The organism is Novispirillum itersonii subsp. itersonii ATCC 12639, assembly GCF_000381985.1.
GTDB lineage: Bacteria > Pseudomonadota > Alphaproteobacteria > Rhodospirillales > Rhodospirillaceae > Novispirillum > Novispirillum itersonii.
Window position 1 is genome coordinate 45,676 of record NZ_KB907351.1, and the last position, 19,934, is coordinate 65,609.

The 19,934-nt window shown below is 61.9% G+C and carries 15 protein-coding genes; 11 read left to right on the forward strand and 4 right to left on the reverse strand.

All coding sequences use genetic code 11. The features are described from left to right. The first annotated feature begins 103 nt into the window (after positions 1–103). Complete coding sequence (locus G365_RS0117175; protein ID WP_043742843.1) at positions 104–1,048, forward strand: DMT family transporter; 945 nt, start codon at positions 104–106, stop codon at positions 1,046–1,048. 128 nt (positions 1,049–1,176) lie between these two features. After that, complete coding sequence (locus G365_RS0117180) at positions 1,177–1,482, forward strand: cupin domain-containing protein (protein ID WP_019646778.1); 306 nt, start codon at positions 1,177–1,179, stop codon at positions 1,480–1,482. A gap of 163 nt (positions 1,483–1,645) precedes the next feature. Here G365_RS0117180 and gltB read toward each other — a convergent pair whose 3' ends face one another. Continuing rightward, on the reverse strand, positions 1,646–6,181 hold the full coding sequence (gene gltB / locus G365_RS0117185; protein ID WP_155976352.1) for a glutamate synthase large subunit: 4,536 nt from the start codon (positions 6,179–6,181) through the stop codon (positions 1,646–1,648). Between the two features lie 74 nt (positions 6,182–6,255). Continuing rightward, the gene (locus G365_RS0117190; RefSeq protein ID WP_019646780.1) at positions 6,256–7,707 is read right to left on the reverse strand and encodes an NAD(P)-dependent oxidoreductase; all 1,452 of its coding nucleotides are present in this window, start codon (positions 7,705–7,707) and stop codon (positions 6,256–6,258) included. Between the two features lie 397 nt (positions 7,708–8,104). Here G365_RS0117190 and G365_RS0117195 point away from each other — a divergent pair, with 397 nt between their 5' ends. The 9 genes from G365_RS0117195 to G365_RS0117235 all read left to right on the forward strand — a co-directional run bounded on the left by G365_RS0117195 (position 8,105) and on the right by G365_RS0117235 (position 17,393). Continuing rightward, positions 8,105–8,917, forward strand: a complete 813-nt coding sequence (locus tag G365_RS0117195; protein ID WP_019646781.1) for an undecaprenyl-diphosphate phosphatase — start codon at positions 8,105–8,107, stop codon at positions 8,915–8,917. Next, entirely contained in the window at positions 8,898–9,932 is a 1,035-nt protein-coding gene (cbiB, locus tag G365_RS0117200; RefSeq protein WP_019646782.1) for an adenosylcobinamide-phosphate synthase CbiB, read from the forward strand. Before G365_RS0117195 ends, cbiB begins: the two co-directional genes overlap by 20 nt. A gap of 26 nt (positions 9,933–9,958) precedes the next feature. Next, positions 9,959–10,510, forward strand: coding sequence for an invasion associated locus B family protein (locus tag G365_RS0117205; protein ID WP_019646783.1), 552 nt, complete (start codon positions 9,959–9,961; stop codon positions 10,508–10,510). A gap of 132 nt (positions 10,511–10,642) precedes the next feature. After that, positions 10,643–11,857, forward strand: a complete 1,215-nt coding sequence (gene rlmN, locus G365_RS22150; RefSeq protein ID WP_019646784.1) for a 23S rRNA (adenine(2503)-C(2))-methyltransferase RlmN — start codon at positions 10,643–10,645, stop codon at positions 11,855–11,857. Between the two features lie 256 nt (positions 11,858–12,113). After that, complete coding sequence (gene ugpB, locus G365_RS0117215; protein ID WP_019646785.1) at positions 12,114–13,436, forward strand: sn-glycerol-3-phosphate ABC transporter substrate-binding protein UgpB; 1,323 nt, start codon at positions 12,114–12,116, stop codon at positions 13,434–13,436. Positions 13,437–13,637: 201 nt separating this feature from the next. Beyond that, positions 13,638–14,519: a sn-glycerol-3-phosphate ABC transporter permease UgpA gene (gene ugpA, locus G365_RS0117220; RefSeq protein ID WP_019646786.1), complete on the forward strand. Its 882-nt coding sequence runs from the start codon at positions 13,638–13,640 to the stop codon at positions 14,517–14,519. Further along, positions 14,519–15,367, forward strand: a complete 849-nt coding sequence (gene ugpE / locus G365_RS0117225; RefSeq protein WP_019646787.1) for a sn-glycerol-3-phosphate ABC transporter permease UgpE — start codon at positions 14,519–14,521, stop codon at positions 15,365–15,367. Before ugpA ends, ugpE begins: the two co-directional genes overlap by 1 nt. Positions 15,368–15,439: 72 nt before the next feature. Beyond that, complete coding sequence (locus G365_RS0117230) at positions 15,440–16,534, forward strand: sn-glycerol-3-phosphate import ATP-binding protein UgpC (protein ID WP_019646788.1); 1,095 nt, start codon at positions 15,440–15,442, stop codon at positions 16,532–16,534. 214 nt (positions 16,535–16,748) lie between these two features. Then, positions 16,749–17,393 (forward strand): bacteriohemerythrin, encoded by a 645-nt coding sequence (locus G365_RS0117235; RefSeq protein WP_019646789.1) that lies wholly within the window; start codon positions 16,749–16,751, stop codon positions 17,391–17,393. Here G365_RS0117235 and G365_RS0117240 read toward each other — a convergent pair. Further along, positions 17,360–18,916: a cobyric acid synthase gene (locus G365_RS0117240; protein ID WP_019646790.1), complete on the reverse strand. Its 1,557-nt coding sequence runs from the start codon at positions 18,914–18,916 to the stop codon at positions 17,360–17,362. The two genes, G365_RS0117235 and G365_RS0117240, sit on opposite strands and share 34 nt — an antisense overlap. A 7-nt stretch (positions 18,917–18,923) precedes the next feature. Further along, complete coding sequence (locus G365_RS23220) at positions 18,924–19,889, reverse strand: lipid-binding SYLF domain-containing protein (protein WP_169545187.1); 966 nt, start codon at positions 19,887–19,889, stop codon at positions 18,924–18,926. Positions 19,890–19,934 lie beyond the last annotated feature (45 nt).

Consider the following 19,934-nt stretch of genomic DNA (forward strand, 5'->3'; position numbering starts at 1 on the left):
TCATAAGATTATCTAATGGCATGCCTTAGCAGGTTCCGGGCTGTCAGCCCGCCGGGAGTTGTCTATGTTGCATAAATGTTCCCCCGGCTCCGTGAGGCACCCCATGGCATCCCCTTCCTCCCCTTCTCCGTTGACCCTCGATGGCCGGGACTGGGGTACCCTGCTGTTTCTCTCTCTGCTATGGGGCGGATCTTTCTTCTTCGTCGGGATTGCCGTCAAAGGTCTGCCCCCCTTCACCATCGTCGCCCTGAGGGTGGTGATCGCCAGCGCAACGCTATGTCTGGTGCTGTGGGCCCGGGGGATGCCCTTGCCTTTTGAGCGGCGGACCCTTGGCCTGTTCCTGACCATGGGCCTGTTGAACAACGTTTTGCCCCAGACCCTGATCGTCTGGGCCCAGACCCACATCACCAGCGGGGCCGCGTCGATCCTGAACGCCACCACCCCCCTGTTCACTGTCCTGATCGCTCACGCCTTCACGCAGGATGAACGCCTGACCCCGGCAAAACTGGTCGGTGTCGGCATCGGCTTCGGTGGGGTGGCGGCGATGATGGGGCCTGATGCGGTCGCCGGTCTGGGTAGTGATCTTCTGGCTCAGGGGGCGATTCTTATTGCCACCCTGTCCTATGGGTTTGCCGGGGTTTATGGCCGCCGCTTTGTCCGCTATCAGCTTCCCCCGATGACAACGGCGGCCGGGGCCCTGATGGGGGCCAGCCTGCTGCTGATCCCGCTGTCTCTGGTGTTTGAAACCCCGTGGACCCTGCCCCAGCCGGCAACCGAAGTCTGGGGTGCGGTCTTCGGGCTGGCCCTGCTGTCCACCGCCCTTGCTTATGCCCTGTTTTATCGCCTGCTTGGCCGGGCCGGAGCGTCAAACCTGTCGCTGGTCACCTTTCTGGTTCCGGTCAGCGCCATTCTGCTGGGTGCCGGAATTCTTGGGGAAACACTGGAAACCCGGCATCTGGTCGGAATGGCCCTGATCAGCTGTGGTCTGGCAACTCTGGACGGTCGCCCGCTGCGCTGGCTGAAGCCAGCCTCAGCCTCCAACGGCTGAGTCGGGCCCCTCTTGCGTCTTACCGGACATTCCAGTGCTGGAAACAACAGTCTTCTGCCCCGTACCCTGCCCGCCCGGCCTCATAGACCCGGACACCCAGAAACGGTCCTACAGAAACGGAGTCCCCGATGGCGGTCAACCTGATCAGTCTTGCTCAGTCCCTGCCCCAGGAGTGGCAAAGCCACCGCGTCGCTCACCTTGAGGGGACAGCCATCAAGCTGTTCCGCATGGATGGGGCCGCTTTGCCTGAAGAATGCCACCCCGACTACACCGAAATCTTTCTCGTACTCGACGGAGAGATGCATCTGGTCATCAACGGGCAGACAGAAACCCTGCTGGCGGGGGATATGCGGCACATTCCCCCGTCCACGCCCCACAGTGTTTTAGCAGGCAGTCATGGGACGCTGCTGATCATCGATAACGAATCGGCCTGATTCCCCGGCCTGTGCCGACGGGGGTGAAGGCCCCATTTTCCCCATTCAGACAAAAAAAGGGGCCCACCGGGAAATCCCGATGGGCCTCAAGTTTTGCTCAGAGACTCAATCCGTCTTGCTCACCGAACCGGACAAGGGTGGCCAGAGTCCGGTCCACCTGTCATCAGGCACGGGCTTGCGCGGTGGATTGGGCCGACACCGGCACCTCCAGCTTGTCGAGCATTTCCTTAGGCACGACATGCCAGAACTTGCCGATCTCACGATCCCAGTTCGCCAGCAGACGCTCGGCGAAGCGGGAATTGGTTTCACGCACATGCTCTTCGATCAGCGACTTGAGCATGGACTGATAATGCGGGACCTCCATCCGGACCCATTCGACCGAGTCGGGGTTGACCCGGATGTCAAACAGGTTGGAGTCATCGTACACGAAAGCCATGCCCCCGGTCATCCCGGCACCGAAGTTAGCACCGACATCGCCCAGCACGACCACGGTTCCGTTGGTCATGTATTCGCAGCCGTTGGAGCCACAGCCCTCAATCACCGTCAGAGCCCCGGAGTTGCGCACCGCGAAGCGCTCCCCGGCCTGACCGGCGGCAAACAGCTTACCAGACGTGGCACCATACAGGACAGTATTGCCGATGATGGTGTTCTGGTTGGACTGCAGCGGGCTGGACACCGGCGGACGCACCACGATCGTCCCCCCGGACAGACCCTTACCGACGTAATCGTTGGAGTCGCCGAACACTTCCAGCTTCAGGCCCTGCACCGCGAAGGCACCAAGGGACTGACCGGCAGACCCCCGCAGACGCACGGTGATATGGCCCGGCTGCAGACCGGTCATCCCATACTTCTTGACGATCTTGTGCGACAGCTTGGTCCCGACAGCACGGTCGGTATTGCGCACGTTGTAAGCCAGCTGCATCTTTTCGCCGTCCCCAAGGGCCGGGCGGGCATCCTCGATGATCTGGGCGTCGAGAGTTTCAGCAACTTCGTTCCGGCCCTCAACGGTATTGACGGTCGGCAGACCGCCGGAATCCGCCTGCACCAGCAGCGAGTTAAGGTCGAGGTCGTCAAGGTGCGACGCCCCACGGGAGACCTGATACAGCAGGTCCGTGCGGCCAACCACTTCGTTCAGGTGCTTGAAGCCCAGTTCGGCCAGAATCTGGCGCACTTCCTCGGCGATGAAGGTGAACAGGTTCACCACCTTCTCCGGGGTCCCGGTGAACTTCGCCCGCAGCGCCGTATCCTGGGTACAGACCCCGACCGGGCAGGTGTTGGAATGGCACTGGCGGACCATGATGCAGCCCATGGCGATCAGGCTGGTGGTGCCGACGGCGAATTCTTCCGCCCCCAGCATCGCCGCAATCACCACATCGCGCCCGGTCTTGATGCCACCGTCGGTCCGCAGCTGCACCTTGTGGCGCAGGCGGTTGAGGGTCAGCACCTGATGGGCTTCAGACAGGCCCATTTCCCACGGCAAACCGGCGTATTTGATCGAGGTCTGCGGGCTGGCCCCGGTACCGCCGACATGGCCGGAGATGTGGATCACGTCCGCCTTGGCCTTGGCCACCCCGGCGGCAATGGTGCCGATGCCGGACCGCGACACCAGTTTGACCACCACGCGGGCAGAGGGGTTGATCTGCTTCAGGTCATAGATCAGCTGGGCCAGATCTTCGATCGAATAAATATCATGGTGCGGCGGCGGCGAGATCAGCATCACGCCGGGGGTGGAATGCCGCAGCTTGGCAATTTCCACCGTCACCTTGAAACCGGGCAGCTGCCCGCCCTCGCCGGGCTTGGCCCCCTGCGCGACCTTGATCTCAATTTCACGGCACTGGTTCAGGTATTCCGCCGTCACCCCGAAGCGGCCGGACGCCACCTGCTTAATCGCCGAGTTGGCGTTGTCGCCATTCGGACGCGGACGGTAACGGCTCGGATCTTCCCCGCCTTCCCCGCTGTCAGACTTGGCGCCGATCCGGTTCATCGCGATATTCAGAGTGCCGTGGGCTTCCGCCGACAGCGCCCCCAGCGACATCGCCGGAGTGATGAAACGCTTACGCAGCTGGGTCACCGACTCGACTTCGTCGATCGACACCGGATGAGTGGCCGGACGGAAGTCCAGCAGATCACGGACGCTGATCGGCGGCAGTTTGCGCAGACCTTCAGAGTACTTCTTGTACATCATGAAGCTGTCGGTGGAGACCGCCGACTGCAGGGTGTGGATCAGCGTCCCTTCAAAGGCATGGGCTTCACCGGCATTGCGACGGTAGCGGTAGAACCCGCCGACCGGCAGCACCGCCGCCGAGGTGCTGAACGCCTTGTTATGCTGTTCCAGAACCTTCTTCTGGATCCCGGCCATCCCGATGCCGGAGATGCGCGACGGCATACCCGGGAAGAATTCGGCGACCAGAGACCGCGACAGACCGATGGCCTCAAAGTTCAGACCGCCACGGTAGGAGGAGATCACCGAGATCCCCATCTTCGACATGATTTTGCGCAGACCGTCGTCGATGGCCTTCTTGAAGTTCTTCAGCGCCTTGTCGATCGGCAGATCGGCGAACAGACCACGACGGTGACGGTCCTTGATCGCCTCTTCCGCCACATAGGCGTTGACCGTGGTCGCCCCGACGCCGATCAGCACCGCGAAGTAATGGGTATCAAGGCATTCACCGGACCGCACGTTGAGACTGGTGAAGGTACGCAGCTGCTGACGGATCAGGTGCGTATGCACCGCCCCGGCCGCCAGAATCATCGGCAGCGGTGCCCGGCTGGCACTGGCCTTTTCGTCGGTCAGGATGACGTGGGTACAGCCGCCGCGCACGGCGTCTTCCGCCTCGCGCTGGATGTAGGTGATGGCATCGCGCAGGGCATTTTCCCCGCCGTTGACATCAAAGGTACAGTCCACCACCGCAGCGGTTTCGCCCATGTAATCCCGCATGGCGAAAAATTCCGCCGTGGTCAGCACCGGGCTTTCCAGCTGCAGCAGGTCACACTGGCTGGGATCTTCATCCAGAATGTTGCCGAGGTTGCCGAGACGGGTGTTCAGGCTCATCACCCGGGTTTCACGCAGCGGGTCAATCGGCGGGTTGGTGACCTGCGAGAAGTTCTGCCGGAAGAAGCAGTGCAGGCCACGATAGTTTTCGGCCAGCACCGCCAGCGCGGTGTCATCGCCCATGGAGCCGACCGCTTCCTTCCCCTCTTCCACCATCGGGGTCAGGATCAGTTCCATATCTTCCAGCGTCATGCCGTGGCCAAGCTGGCGGCGACGCAGGGTATCGCCGTCAACCTGGGCATCGGCCACGCCCGAGCCCTTGATCAGGCTGTCGAGGTGCGTGATGCGGTTGGTCCATTCGCCAAAGCTGGCGCGGCTGCCAAGCTCATCCTTCAGGTCACCATCACGGAAGAACTTGCCTTCCACCAGATCAATACCCAGCACCTGACCGGGGCCGACCCGGCCCTTTTCGACCACGGCAGTCTCGTCAACGCGGACCATGCCGGTTTCCGACCCGACGATCAGCAGGCCGTCACCGGTGATGGTATAACGCAGCGGACGCAGACCGTTGCGGTCAAGACCGGCCACCACCCAGCGGCCATCGGTGGCACACAGGGCAGCCGGGCCGTCCCACGGCTCCATCACGCAGTTACAGTAAGAGAAGAAGGCGCGATGCTTTTCTGACATCACCGCATTCTGGATGATGCTTTCCGGCACCAGCATCGCCTTGACCACCGGGGCCGGGCGACCGGCACGGACCAACAGCTCGAACACGTTATCGAGAGCCGCCGAATCCGAGCCACCCGGCTGGATGATCGGCTTCAGATCTTCAATCCGTTCCCCGAAAACCGGGCTGGACAGGCGGGTTTCATGCGCCTTCATCCAGTTGGCATTGCCCGACAGGGTGTTGATTTCCCCGTTGTGCGCCAGCATGCGGAACGGCTGGGCCAGACGCCAGGTCGGGAAGGTGTTGGTCGAATACCGCTGGTGATAGATCACGAACGCGGAAACGAAGCGCTCATCCTGCAGGTCGGGATAGAACACATCGACATGCTCGGCAAGGAACATGCCCTTGTAAATGATCGACCGCGACGACAGAGAGCAGATGTAGAACTCGGTCAGATTCTCACTCTGCGCCTGCTTTTCCATCCGGCGGCGCAGGACGTAAAGATCAGTCTCAAACTGCTCATCCGACACCCCGCGGGTGTTCGCGATCATGATCTGCTCGATCTCGGGGCGGGTGGCGTTAGCCTTTTCCCCAATCACCGAGATATCAACCGGCACCTGACGCCAGCCGAGAATGCTGTACCCATAATGCAGGATTTCGGATTCGACGATAATCCGGCAGCGTTCCTGCTTATCCATGTCGTTCTTCGGCAGGAAGACCATGCCGACGGCCAGACGGCGCTGGCCCGGCTCGCTGCCACCACGACGGATATGTTCCTTGAAGAATTCCTGCGGCACTTCCACATGGATGCCCGCACCGTCACCGGTCTTACCATCAGCGTCAATCGCACCACGGTGGAACAGCACTTTCAGGGCGTTGATCCCGGCTTCCACCACCTGACGGCGCGGCTTGCCGTCAATGGCGGCGATCAGGCCGACGCCACAGGAATCCAGTTCCTGCGCCGGGGAATACAGGTGCGCGGCTTCCAGCTTGGCAGCGTTGGCCTGCCAGTCGGCAACAAACCGTTCCCCGTCCGTCATTCCGTGCTGAAGGGCGTGGGCGGACACCGCCTGCGGCAGAATGGAGTCGATCTTGGTCATGGTCGGTATCCCTCTTACTCGGCGGCGGCGCGGTCGCTGAGCGACTTCTGGTTCAGATAGGCGGAAATGGCAGCGGCGGAGTCCCGGCCATCGCGGATGGCCCATACCACCAGTGAAGCCCCGCGCACGATATCCCCGGCGGCAAACACACCGTCCAGAGTGGTCATCGAAGAGCGCGGGTTGACCTTCAGGGTGCCCCATTTGGTGACGTTCAGCTCTTCCTGCGCAAACATCTGCGGCAGGTCTTCCGGCTCAAACCCCAGAGCCTCAATCACCAGATCAGCGGGCAGAACGAACTGAGAGCCTTCCAGCGGCTGCGGCGACTGACGGCCGGAAGCGTCGGAGACGCCGAGGTGCATCCGCACCGCCCGCACACCCGACACCACATCACTGGTGCCTTCGTTCAGCAGGGCCTCCGGGGCCGCCAGCCAGACGAACTCAACACCCTCTTCCTCGGCATTGGCAACTTCGCGCTGCGAGCCGGGCATGTTGTCACGGTCACGGCGGTACAGACACTTAACGCTCTTCGCACCCTGACGGATGGCGGTGCGCACACAGTCCATCGCGGTATCACCGCCGCCGATCACCACCACATCCTTACCGGCGGCATTCAGCTCGCCGGAGGTAAAAGCAGCGACACTGTCACCAAGGCTGACCTTATTCGAGGCCGTCAGATAATCCAGTGCCTTGGCAACCCCCTTCAGGCCAGCCCCCGGCAATGCCAGACCACGCGCCTTATAAACGCCGGTGGCGATCAACAGGGCATCATGGCGGGCCCGCAGCGTGGCAAAGGAGACCGTCTTACCGACATTGGTATTCGGGTGAAACACCACACCTGCCTGCTCCAAACGGTCAATCCGGCGCTGCACCACGTCTTTTTCCAGCTTGAAGCCGGGAATTCCGTACATCAGCAGGCCGCCCATGCGGTCGTAGCGGTCATAGACATGCACCGCGAACCCCTGCTTGCGCAGCTCTTCCGCCGCCGCCAGACCGGCCGGACCGGACCCGATGATCCCCACCGACTCCCCGCGTTCAGCCCGCGGCACAATCGGCTCGACCCAGCCTTCAGCCCAGGCGGTGTCGGTGATGTACTTTTCCACCGCGCCGATGGTGACGGCCCGGTGGGTCGACTGTTCCAGTACGCAGGACCCTTCGCAGAGGCGGTCCTGCGGACAGATCCGACCACAGATTTCCGGCATGGTGTTGGTGGCGGAGGACAGCTCGTAGGCTTCCTTCAGACGCCCGGCAGTGGTCAGCATCAGCCAGTCAGGAATGTTGTTCCCCAGCGGGCAGTGGATCTGACAGAAGGGGATGCCGCACTGCTCGCAGCGCGACGCCTGCTCCCCGGCGCGGGTCGGCTGGAAACCGGTGTAGATTTCGTTGAAATCCTGTTTGCGATCGGTGGCCGACCGCTTCTCCGGCATCTGCTGATCCAGACGGGTGAACTGCATCATCTTCGGCGACATCGATCGACATCCTCTTTCTAAGGGCCTCCCCGGCCTCTGCCCTGAGGGGATTGGGGAAACCGGACCGCTTTTCAGGGGAAAACCCAAGAGCAGAAACAAAAGTTCCTACGAGCGGGGCAATACGTAATTTTCACTCACAAACCCCGCTGAAAGTCGCAGGGTCTGCGGCGCATGTTCCGTATACCCCCATCGAAACCCCCGATCAAGCAAAAATAGCACAGATAGTTCCGCTTTGATTACCATTTCCACAAGGTCAATGCGAACCGCTCGCAACAAATCCCGGAACCTGAGACGCCCTTGCCGGAAATTAGTAAACATATGCGAACGATATCGCCCCTTTGTGCTTTTTCAACAAGATGATAAAAAATCGCCACGATCCACATGATGGGAGCGGGCGGTGACGCTTCTACAAATTCTGGTGTTTGCGCTCATTCACGGCCTCACCGAGTTCCTGCCGGTGAGCGCAACAGCTCATCTGATCCTGATTCCGCTGGTGACTCAGTGGCCTCCGACGGATCTGGAGCTCGATATTGCCGTACGCCTCGGCACCCTCGCGGCAGTCTGCCTCTACCTCTGGCGCGATATCGGCGGCATGACCGCCGGACTGTTCCGGGTTCTGAAGGGCAAAAGCGACAGGCGGGCCCGTCTGTTCTGGCAGCTGGTCACCGCCACCATCCCCGTCATCGCCGCCGGAGCTGCCCTGAAACTGTGGATGCCGCTGGATGACCTGCGCAGCCTGATCTTCATCGGCTGGTGCACCCTCGGCTTCGGCGCATTCCTGTGGCTGGTTGACCGGTTGTGCCTGACCGTCAAACGGCTGGAGCACCTGACGTTCCTTGATTCCCTCGTCATTGGCATCGCACAGGCCATCGCCTTCCTGCCCGGGGCATCCCGCGTCGGCCTGGCCATTACCACCGCGCGGATGTACGGCTACGAACGCCGTGACGCGGCCCGGCTGGCCATGTTGCTGTCCGTGCCGACCATCATCGGCACCACACTGCTGGTCGGCTATGACCTGTGGCTGCATCAGGGCTTCCACTTCGGCAACAGCTCACTGATTGCCATGGGACTGGCCTTCGTCATCAGTTTCCTGACCATCGCGTTCCTGATGAGCTGGCTGCGCCGCCGCTCCTTCGGCCCGTTCATCCTGTATCGGGTCCTTCTGGGCCTGATCCTGCTTGGCTTCGGGTATGACCTCTTCCGGTTCTGACACCGCCCTGTCCCTGCTTCTGGACCACACGGGAGCCAGCGCCGCCGCGCTGGTCGCTGCCGCCGTGCTGCTGGATGCCATCATCGGTGACCCCCCGGCACTATACCGCCGCATCCCCCACCCCGTGGTGTTATATGGGGCCCTGATCAGCCACCTTGAAAAAGCCCTGAACCAGCCGCGTTTTGGGCGCGGCCTGCGCCGGGCCGGGGGAATCCTGCTGCTGCTGATCCTGCTGACGGTGAGTCTGGGGGTTGGTTGCGGGCTCAGCTGGGCAGCGGCACAATGGCCCTGGATGCTGGCCGTCAATGCACTGGTGGCGATGACCCTGATCGCTCAGAAGAGCCTTTATCAGCATGTCGTCGCCGTTGCCGATGCCCTGACGACAGACGGACTGGACGGGGGGCGGACTGCGGTCTCGATGATTGTCGGGCGCGATGTCACCCAACTCGACAGCGCCGGGGTTAGCCGCGCCGCGATTGAAAGCGCCGCCGAAAATTTCTCCGATGGGGTCACTGCCCCGGTTTTCTGGCTGGCCCTCGGGGGGCTGCCCGGCCTGATGGCCTACAAAGCCGTCAATACCCTCGACTCGATGGTTGGCCACCGTTCAGACCGGTACCGGGATTTTGGCTGGGCCTCTGCCCGCTTTGATGATCTCGTCAATCTGCTTCCCGCCCGCCTGTCCGGCCTTCTGCTGTGTGCCGCTGCCCTGTTCTGCCCCGGTACACAGCCGGGGCCCGCCCTGCGGGTCATGCTGCGCGATGCGGGGAAACACCGCAGCCCCAACGCCGGCTGGCCGGAGTCCGCGATGGCCGGTGCCCTCGGGCTGAAACTCGCGGGCCCCCGCCTTTACCCGGGATACCGGGTGGACGACCCCTTCATCGGGGACGGCACCCCGGATGCGACCCCGGATGCCATCCGCAGGGCCCTGCGGCTGATGACCCTGGCCTGTCTTTTCAACGGCGGCATCGCCGTCATGCTGTCTCTTGCCGTTCACCGGGCTGCCGCCCTATTCTGAAGCGCGCCCCCGACCTGAGGTTTCGCATGCCCCCGATGTTCCGTTCTCTGTTGCGTTCCGGTGCCCTCTGCGCCCTGATGGCCCTGTCCATCGCCCCTGAAGGCCACGCTGCCGAGACCAAAACCCTTGGGGTGTTCGGGTCATGGACCGCCTATTCCTTCACTGAGAATGGCAAACAGGTGTGCTACATGGCGGCCCGCCCCAGCAAGGCGGACGGCAACTTCGCCAGCCGTGGTGACATTTATGCCCTGATCACCCATCGCCCCGGTCAGAAAAGCCTCAACGTCTTTTCCATTGTTGCCGGATACGCCTATTCGATGGACAGTGAAGACTTGGTGCAGGTCAGTATCGGCAAGCGGATCTTCAAACTGTTCACGCAGGGAGAACGGGCCTGGACCCATGACGACAAGGCCGATCAGGCCCTGTCTGATGCAATCCGGAAAGGCGGCGCCGACATGATCGTGCGCGGCAAGTCGATGCGTAATGCCGAAACCGTCGATACCTATTCTCTGATCGGCGCCCCGAAAGCGCTGGAAGCCATTGATTCTGCCTGCGGCGTAAAACCCACAGGATCATAATTCCGGCGGATTGGGTTTTTCTGACTGCCGGCAAGCACAGGGTTTCCTTTTACTCCACCCCGACAGACAGTGGTAAATCGCCACGAATAAAAGGCCTTTCGCCGGGGGCTGAATGCGCCTATAACCCCGGCCATGACTGACACCACCATCATGAAAACCGCCGTCACGCCGGATCCGGCTCCGGGCGACGCTGCGGCGCTGAACAACCCCGATGCAGAGGGCCGCGAGGATCTCATCGGGCTGTCGCGGGAACAGCTTGCCGGGCGTCTGGCCGCCATGGGAGAAAAGTCCTTCCGGGCCGGTCAGGTGTGGGCGTGGCTGTATAACCGGGGTATCCGCGATATCGACGGGATGAGCAACATCTCGAAGGAAACCCGCGCCAAGATGAAGGAGCGGTTCCATATCAGCCGCCCGCAGGTCAGCCGCGAACTGACATCCGCCGACTCCACCCGCAAATGGCTGCTGAAGTACCGCGACGGGCAGGAAGCTGAGACGGTCTACATCCCGGACGATGACCGGGGCGCTGTCTGCGTTTCCACACAGGTCGGCTGTACCCTGACCTGCCGGTTCTGCCACACCGGCACCCAGATGCTGGTCCGCAACCTCTCGGCAGGGGAAATCGTCGGCCAGTTCATGGTGGCCCGCGACTCCTACGGCGAGTGGCCGACCCCCAACGAGACCGGCCGCCTGCTGTCCAACGTTGTGGTGATGGGCATGGGGGAACCCCTGTTCAACTATGACGCCACGGTCACCGCCCTGCGGATTCTGTCAGATCCCGAAGGTCTGGCCCTGTCAAAGCGGCGCATCACCCTGTCAACGTCCGGTGTGGTGCCGCGCATGTATGATCTGGGCAATGACGTCGGCGTCAATCTGGCCGTCAGCCTGCACGCCGCCACAGATGACGTGCGTGACGTGATCATGCCGATCAACAAGAAGTGGCCGCTGAAAGAGCTGATGCAGGCCTGCCGGGATTATCCCGGTGCCAGCAATGCCCGGCGCATCACCTTTGAATATATCATGCTCAAAGGGATCAATGATTCTGACGCCGATGCCCGCCAGCTGGCGCGTCTGGTCAGGGGGATCCCTTGCAAGTTTAACCTGATCCCCTTCAACAAATGGCCGGGATCTGATTTTGAATGCTCTGACTGGGCACGGATCGAACGCTTCTCAGACATTCTGGCCGAACACGGATACTCCGCACCGGTCCGGAAACCACGGGGCCGGGATATTCTTGCCGCCTGCGGTCAGCTGAAAAGCGAGAGCCAGCGCGAACGCCTGACACAGTTGAAAGCCCGCCGTGCGGCGGGGATTGATGATGAGGATCACGGGGAAACTGCAGCGCAGTAAGTCTCTGTTTTCTTTATGCCTGATAAACCCCTGTCTTTGGTTGGACAGGGGTTTTTCGTTTTCAGGGATGTTCGTACCTGTTGACTCTGCAACCGTTTATTTCGCTTTTGCACACTTCCGATGTGCGTTTGATTGCATTTGAAAGTTCACAAAACTGAAATTTTTCTGTAACGTTCGCGGTCTATAAAACCGGGGCCCCCGAAGGCATACGTTTGCAACGGGTCCGCCGTCGGACCAACCGCGAGGAAACGCCGCAATGAAATTCCGCTCTCTGACTCTCGCCACCGCATCGGTGGCCGCCACTCTGGCGATGGGCACCGGCGCGAACGCCGCGACCGAAATCCAGTTCTGGCATGCCATGGGCGGCGAACTGGGCGCCAAGGTTCAGGAAATCGCCGACAAGTTCAACGCCAGCCAGGCGGACTACAAGGTGGTGCCGGTTTTCAAGGGCACCTACACCGAAACGATGACCGGGGCGATCACCGCCTTCCGTGCCAAGCAGCAGCCGCATATCGTGCAGGTGTTTGAAGTCGGCACCGCCACCATGATGGCGGCACAGGGTGCGGTGTACCCGGTTTATCAGCTGATGGCTGATGCCAAGCTGCCGTTTGACGCAAAGTCCTATCTGCAGGCTGTGTCCGGGTATTATACCGACACCAACGGCAACATGCTGTCGATGCCGTTCAACAGCTCGACCCCGGTGCTGTATTATAACAAGACCGCCTTCGCCAAGGCCGGTCTTGATCCGAATACCCCGCCGAAGACCTGGAAAGATGTCGAAACCTACAGCGAAAAGCTGCTGGCCGCCGGGTACAAGTGCGGCTTCTCCACCGGCTGGATGCCGTGGGTGCAGATGGAGACCTTCCTCGCCCTGCATAACCAGCCGATCGGCACCAAAGGCAACGGTTTCGGCGGGCTGGATACCGAACTGACCGTCAACGGCCCGCTGGAACTGCGCCACATCACCAACATGGCGGAATGGGCCAAGAAAGGCATCTTCAAGTACACCGGTCGCCGCTCCGACGGGGCACCGTCCTTCTATAACGAAGAATGCACCATGTACATGAACAGCTCCGGCGGGTATGCCGGGGTGAAGGCCAATGCCAAAACCTTCGAATTCGGCGTCGGCATGCTGCCGTACTATGATGACGTGAAGGGTGCCCCGCAGAACTCCATCATCGGCGGGGCCGCGCTGTGGGTTCTGAAGGGCCACAAGGCTGAAGACTACAAGGGCGTCGGCCAGTTCTTCAACTTCATCTCCAAGCCGGAAATTCAGGCTGACTGGCATCAGGTCACCGGCTATCTGCCGATCACCACCGCCGCCTACGAGCTGAGCAAGGCCCAGGGCTTCTATGACAGAAACCCCGGCACCGACATGTCCGTCCGTCAGATCAACCTGAATCCGCCAACCGAAAACTCCAAGGGTCTGCGCTTCGGTAACTATGCCCAGATCCGTGACGTGATCGACGAAGAACTGGAAGGCGTGTGGTCGGGCCAGAAGACCCCGAAGGACGCGCTGGATTCCATCGTCAAGCGCGGCAACGATCTGCTGCGTAAGTTTGAAAAGACCAACGGTTAATTCCTCCTCGTGAAAGGTGCGGGGATGCGGTGACGCATCCCCGCCTTTCCGTTTTCGGGCGCGCCGGTAACGGCCTCCCGGCCGGGGCCGGGCCTTACAGCCCCGCCCCCGCCCCGCTCCCTACATCCTCTTGCTTCACCGGGTCTGTCCGTGACCGGACGGCCCCAGTCCTGCAACGCATAACGTCTTCGGGTTGGCGCAATGCACCAGAGCTCCCCCTTCAATCACCGGCTGCTGCCGTATCTGCTGGTCCTGCCGCAGATCGCAGTCACGCTGGCCTTCTTTATCTGGCCTGCCCTGAATGCGGTCTGGCTGTCCACCCGGCAGGAGGATGCCTTCGGCCTGAGCAGCGAGTTTGTCGGGCTGGAGCATTACATCGCCATTTTCCACGACGGCACCTATACCCGCGCACTGGTCAACACGGCGGTGTTCAGCACCGGCGTGACCGTGGTGTCGCTGGCCCTGGCCCTGCTGCTGGCGGTCATGGCAGACCGTGTCGTACGGGGGGCAATGGTCTACAAGACCCTGCTGATCTGGCCCTATGCCGTCGCGCCTGCGGTTGCCGGGGTGATCTGGTGGCTGGCCTTCAACCCCTCCATCGGGGTGGTTGCGTATTTCATCAACATTCTGGGCTATGACTGGAACCACCTGATCAAAGCCCGTGACGCGATGATGCTGGTTATCTTTGCCGCTGCCTGGAAGCAGATCAGCTACAATTTCCTGTTCTTCCTTGCCGGTCTGCAGGCAATTCCGCGGTCGTTGATCGAAGCCGCCGCCCTTGATGGCGCCAGCCCCTTCCGCCGCTTCTGGACCGTGATTTTCCCGCTGCTGTCGCCGACCACCTTCTTCCTGCTGGTCGTCAACATCATCTATGCCTTCTTCGATACCTTCGCCCTGATTCACGCCACCACGGCGGGTGGCCCTGCCGGGTCCACCGAGACGCTGGTGCTGAAAGTGTTCATGGACGGGTTCGTCGGCCTCGACCTTGGCGGCTCTTCGGCCCAGTCGGTGGTGCTGATGGTGATGGTGATGGCGCTGACGGTGGTTCAGTTCCGCTTCGTTGAACGGAAGGTACAGTACTGATGGTCGAAAATCGCCCCTGGCTGACCGTAATCGCCCATGTGGTCCTGCTGCTGGGTCTGCTGATCACCGCTTTTCCGGTATGGCTGACCTTTGTCGCCTCGACCCACGAAGGCACGGCCCTGACGCAGTTTCCGATGCCGCTGTGGCCGGGCAGCCACTTCCTCGATAACTACGGCACCATCCTGTTCAGCGGCGCCAAGGCCGCCGGCGGGCAGCCTGTGCTGCTGATGCTCGGCAATTCGCTGATCGTCGCGCTGGGAATCGCGGTCGGCAAGATCGCCATCTCGATCATTGCGGCCTATGCCATTGTCTATTTCCGTTTTCCGCTGCGCCAGACTTTCTTCTGGATGATCTTCATGACGCTGATGCTGCCGGTGGAAGTGCGCATCATGCCGACCTTTGAAATCACCGCCAATCTTGGTCTGCTCAACAGCTACAGCGGGCTGATCGTTCCGCTGATCGCCAGCGCCACCGCCACCTTCCTGTTCCGTCAGTTCTTCCTGACCATCCCGGTAGAGCTGGTGGAAGCCGCAAGGCTGGACGGTGCCGGACCGATCCGGTTCTTCCGTGATGTGCTGCTGCCGCTGTCGCGGACCAACATCGCCGCGCTGTTCGTGATCCTGTTCATCTATGGCTGGAACCAGTACCTGTGGCCGTTGGTGGTTTCGACCGATCCGTCGCTGACCACCATCATGACCGGCATCAACGCGCTGGTCCGCGTGCCGGACTCTGAGCCGCAATGGCATCTGCTGATGGCAATGTCGATGCTGGCAATGCTGCCGCCGATCCTGGTCGTGGTGGTGATGCAGAAGCTGTTCGTGCGCGGTCTGGTCGAGACCGAGAAATAACCCGATGACGCCCGGCTCCGGCCCTCCCCCCTGCCGCCGGACCGTCAACCTTTGTTTCTGGAGAGCCGCTCTATGGCGACCGTAGACTTTATCGGGGTCGAAAAGACCTACCCCAACGGCCACAAGGCTATTCATGGGATCAACCTGAACATTACCGACGGGGAATTTGTGGTGCTGGTCGGCCCGTCAGGCTGTGGCAAATCCACCCTGCTGCGGATGCTCGCCGGTCTGGAAACCGTGACCGGCGGCGAAATCCGCATTGATGGCAAGGTCGTCAACCGGCTTGAACCGGCAGACCGGGACATTGCCATGGTGTTCCAGAACTACGCCCTGTATCCGCATATGAGCGTACGGGAAAACATGGCCTATGGTCTGCGCAACCGCAAAACCCCGGTGGACGTGATCGAAAAGCGTGTCGCCGAAGCCGCCAAGGTTCTGGGGCTGGAAGGGATGCTCGACCGGAAGCCGAAGCAGCTGTCCGGTGGCCAGCGCCAGCGCGTTGCCATGGGCCGGGCCATTGTACGGGAGCCGAAGGCCTTCCTGTTTGATGAACCGCTGTCCAATCTTGACGCCAAGCTGCGCGTGCAGATGCGCGTTGAAATCCGCCGCCTGCAGCGGGAACTGAACACCACCGCCATCTACGTCACCCACGATCAGGTGGAAGCGATGACCATGGCGGATCGGCTGGTGGTGATGCGCGACGGCGTTGCCCAGCAGATTGGCCGCCCGCTGGACGTCTACGCCAAGCCGCGCACCACCTATGTCGCCGCCTTCATCGGCAGCCCGGGCATGAACCTGCTGGAAGGTGTGATCTCGGCCGACGGATCTGCCGTTGTTCTGGGTAAAAACGGTGCTATGGGCCGCAGCATTGCCCTGCCGGTCGCCCGCCCGGGGGAAACCGGCCGCCCGGTCGTGCTGGGGATCCGCCCGGAACACCTGCTGATCAACCCGCAGCAGGGCGATACCGTCGAAGTCCGTTCGGTTCTGACGGAGCCGCTGGGCGCTGATACCATCAAATACACCCTGCTGCCCGGCTGCGGTCAGTCCCTGACCGTCCGTCTGCCCGGAACCCATCCGTCGGGTGATACCGATGTGCTGGCGGTCGGCTTCGATCCGGCCCACCTGCACCTGTTTGACGAGGCAACCGGACTGCGGCTGGAAGACTGATCTTTCAGCCCCACGGTTGTTTTCCGCAGACGGCGGGCCGGTTTCCTCCCCCGGCCCGCCGTTTCGCATGTCCCGGACAGTCGGCCCCTACAGCGCGGTATTTAAATACCAAAGGTTGAATTTTCACACGACGGAGTTGCATCCCGCGTGGGACAGACGCACACTGGCATCCGGGCAAAGCGCACGGACTTTGGCAACAGACGGACTGTCCATCATGATTCCTGTCCGGGTCGGCAACAGCATTCTTGATCATGACCACGCAGAACTCTCCTGCCTTCTGGAGGATCTGCACGCCCTATGGATCAACCGCTGTGGCGGCGCAGCGATCCTGACCGGACTGATCCGCTTTGAAGAGGTCCTCTGCGCGCATTTCGCCGTCGAGGAAGCAATCCTGCGCGGCTGCGCTTATGCAGGACTGGCCCATCACCAAGCCCAGCACAGGGCCTTCCTGACCGAAGTGGCTCACTTCCGGCGGCAGCTGTCGCCACATCCGGTGACGGAGGGGGAACGCCCCCTGCACGCCTTTGACATCGCATCGCGGCTGTCAGATCTGCTGTATGCCCATGAGCTGGTTGAAGACAGTGCCTATGTTCCGGCCCTGCTCGCTCCCCCCGCTATCGCGGCGGAGACCATTGATCAAAGCCTGACCCCTCTGGTGCAGGAAGCGGCAGCCCTGAAGACACGCCAGCCAGACCCGATGCCTCCCACTCTCGCGAGCAATGCACCGGCCTTGACACCGCAGGCCGCACATGCCCTGTCACGTCTGATCCGGGGTCTGGCGGGCGGTGAGCTGGTACCGGAGCAGATCGCCACCGAATTTTTGCCTTATTGGCTGGAAAAGCCGGCCACCGGAGCCTGATGGCCTTTGCCTGCACCCGTTGCCATCTGCCACAGGGCCTCAAGGGACAGATGATGCGTCAGATGATCCGCCAGAGACTCCAGCGTGTCCTCAACCTGCCGCTCGTAGGCAACGCTTCCGGCGACAGAACTCCCAAGCTCCCGCAGCAGAGTCCGCCGGAAGGAGTCGGCGGCAAAGACCCCATGCAGATACGATCCCCGGACCCGGCCATCCGCACTGACGGCCCCTTCAGGACGGCCATCCAGCACAAACCAAGGCCGGTCCAGCGCCGCCCCGTCCGTGCGGCCCATATGCATCTCGTATCCCCGCAGATCGCAGCCGGTGCGGTCATCATGGGCGGTAATCTCGATCAGCGCCTTCTCGGCGGTCATCGTGGTTTCCAGATCCAGCAGCCCCAGCCCCGGCGTTGACCCCGGCGCTCCTTCCCGGCCATCGGGATCATGCACCCAGCGCCCCAGCATCTGAAAACCGGCACACAGGCCGATTACCCGCCCGCCACGCCGGACATGGGCCAGAATATCAATGTCCCATCCGTTGTGGCACAGGGCCTCAAGGTCTGCCCGGGTCGCCTTTGAGCCCGGTAACAGGACGACGTCCGCATCCACCGGCAGCGGCTGCCCGGGAACCAACAGGCTCAGGCGAACCCCCGGCTCTGCCCGCAGCGGATCGAGATCATCAAAATTAGAAATACGCGGCAGGCGCGGCACCACAATGTGCAGGCCTTCCCCTGCGCTCAGACCCTGCCGGTCCAAAGCCACCGCATCTTCCGCAGGCAAAGCCGACGCCTGCGAAAACCACGGCACCACCCCCAGACAGGGCAGGCCGGTGTGTCCGGCGATAATGTCCAGCGCCGGATCAAACAGACGGGGATCCCCCCGGAACTTATTGATCAGATACCCCTTGGTCCGCGCCCGTTCGCTCTCGGAAATCAGAGCATGTGTGCCGACCACAGAGGCCAGAACACCGCCGCGGTCAATATCCCCGATCAAAACGACCGGCACATCCGCCGCTTCCGCGAACCCCATATTGGCAATGTCTGCCGCCCGCAGATTGACCTCGGCAGCGCTGCCTGCCCCCTCGATCAACACCAGATCGGCATCGGCACACAGAAAAGAAAAGCTGTCGAGGACCTGCGGCAGAAGCGACGGCTTTAACCGCATATAGTCACGGGCGCTGGCATTGGTCAGCACCCGCCCCTGGACCACAACCTGACTGCCGACATCGGTTGTCGGCTTCAGAAGAACCGGATTCATATCCACCGTAGGGGCGACCCCACAGGCCCGCGCCTGCAATGCCTGCGCCCGTCCAATTTCCCCGGTTCCCGCCCCGGTCCGCAGGGCCGCGACCGCCGCATTGTTAGACATATTCTGGGGCTTGAAGGGACGCACCCGCAGCCCCTGCCGGGCAAAGGCCCGACAGAGCCCGGCCACCAGCAGGCTTTTGCCCACATCAGACCCGGTGCCCTGAAACATCAGGGCCCGGGCCGGACGGGAGGAGGCGCGAAAACGATCCTGACCGGTCATCGGCGGGTCAGTTCAGATCCTGCTTCTGCACCGGGGTCAGCTTGACCGGAGCCGAGGACGGACGGGACGACGCAGCCGGAGCCGATGCCGGGGCCGAACTGCCAGAGGATGACCCGCCGGACGACCCAGACGACCACGAGGACGAAGAACCAGACGACGACGCCGGAACCTCTTCCTGCGCCGGGGGGGCATCAGGGTTCAGGGCGTTGCTGCGCTGCGGCGGGTAATACTGGACCCCCAGAGACCGGTGCAGGTTATCGGCATCCGGCAGCACCCAACGGCGGTCAAACAGAATCGCCTTCGCGCTGGCATTGGGGCCATAGACCGCCCGGTTCCACGAATCGCGGAACACCAGCCCTGCCCCTTCAAACACCCCGCCACCATACGCACCCTGCGAATGGGCAAAGGCAATGATATCAGCATCAAGATTGGCGGTGGTCGAGGCTTCGATATTCGCTCCGACGCTGGCAAAAGACACCCCGGCGGAAGCCCCCATCTTGAAATTATCAGACAGAACGGAGTTCAGGCCGTTTTCTGTCATGATCATCAGGATCATCTGCGCCCGCTGCCCACCGATCTGCAGGCCAAGGCTGCCACCGACCACCGAATAGAACGCCGGTGGGGTCAGCTTACCCTGATCATCCCGCACCATCAGCAGACCAACCCCATAAGAGCCGCCGATGATAAACCCCCCTTTATAATACGACGGGATCACCATCACGGCGCGGGCACGCTGCAGATACGGCTCAAGATCTTTGGTGAAATTGGCATCGTTGCGGACGCTTTCCACCGTTGCCACAGCATTGGCGATTTCCGCACGGGCGTCAGACAGGTCATCAGCCCGTGCCGGACCGGTCAGCCCCGGCGCCAGCACGGCCGAGACCGCCAGCAGCGCCACGACGAACAACCGGGCACCTTTTGCCCGAAGACCCCGGAACAGGGGCTCATTCTGGTGCCCAGCAAGACCAAACATCGGCATACACCCTCCTTCATGGGATCATCCGGCACCACGCAGGGG

Excerpts from the sequence above, each read along its gene's own strand:
- G365_RS0117175 (WP_043742843.1), top strand. The coding sequence starts at position 104 with ATGGCATCCCCTTCCTCCCCTTCTCCGTTGACCCTCGATGGCCGGGAC.
- G365_RS0117180 (WP_019646778.1), top strand. The coding sequence starts at position 1,177 with ATGGCGGTCAACCTGATCAGTCTTGCTCAGTCCCTGCCCCAGGAGTGG.
- gltB (WP_155976352.1), bottom strand. The coding sequence starts at position 6,181 with ATGACGGACGGGGAACGGTTTGTTGCCGACTGGCAGGCCAACGCTGCC.
- G365_RS0117190 (WP_019646780.1), bottom strand. The coding sequence starts at position 7,707 with ATGTCGCCGAAGATGATGCAGTTCACCCGTCTGGATCAGCAGATGCCG.
- cbiB (WP_019646782.1), top strand. The coding sequence starts at position 8,898 with ATGACCTCTTCCGGTTCTGACACCGCCCTGTCCCTGCTTCTGGACCAC.
- G365_RS0117205 (WP_019646783.1), top strand. The coding sequence starts at position 9,959 with ATGCCCCCGATGTTCCGTTCTCTGTTGCGTTCCGGTGCCCTCTGCGCC.
- rlmN (WP_019646784.1), top strand. The coding sequence starts at position 10,643 with ATGACTGACACCACCATCATGAAAACCGCCGTCACGCCGGATCCGGCT.
- ugpB (WP_019646785.1), top strand. The coding sequence starts at position 12,114 with ATGAAATTCCGCTCTCTGACTCTCGCCACCGCATCGGTGGCCGCCACT.
- ugpA (WP_019646786.1), top strand. The coding sequence starts at position 13,638 with ATGCACCAGAGCTCCCCCTTCAATCACCGGCTGCTGCCGTATCTGCTG.
- ugpE (WP_019646787.1), top strand. The coding sequence starts at position 14,519 with ATGGTCGAAAATCGCCCCTGGCTGACCGTAATCGCCCATGTGGTCCTG.
- G365_RS0117230 (WP_019646788.1), top strand. The coding sequence starts at position 15,440 with ATGGCGACCGTAGACTTTATCGGGGTCGAAAAGACCTACCCCAACGGC.
- G365_RS0117235 (WP_019646789.1), top strand. The coding sequence starts at position 16,749 with ATGATTCCTGTCCGGGTCGGCAACAGCATTCTTGATCATGACCACGCA.
- G365_RS0117240 (WP_019646790.1), bottom strand. The coding sequence starts at position 18,916 with ATGACCGGTCAGGATCGTTTTCGCGCCTCCTCCCGTCCGGCCCGGGCC.
- G365_RS23220 (WP_169545187.1), bottom strand. The coding sequence starts at position 19,889 with ATGTTTGGTCTTGCTGGGCACCAGAATGAGCCCCTGTTCCGGGGTCTT.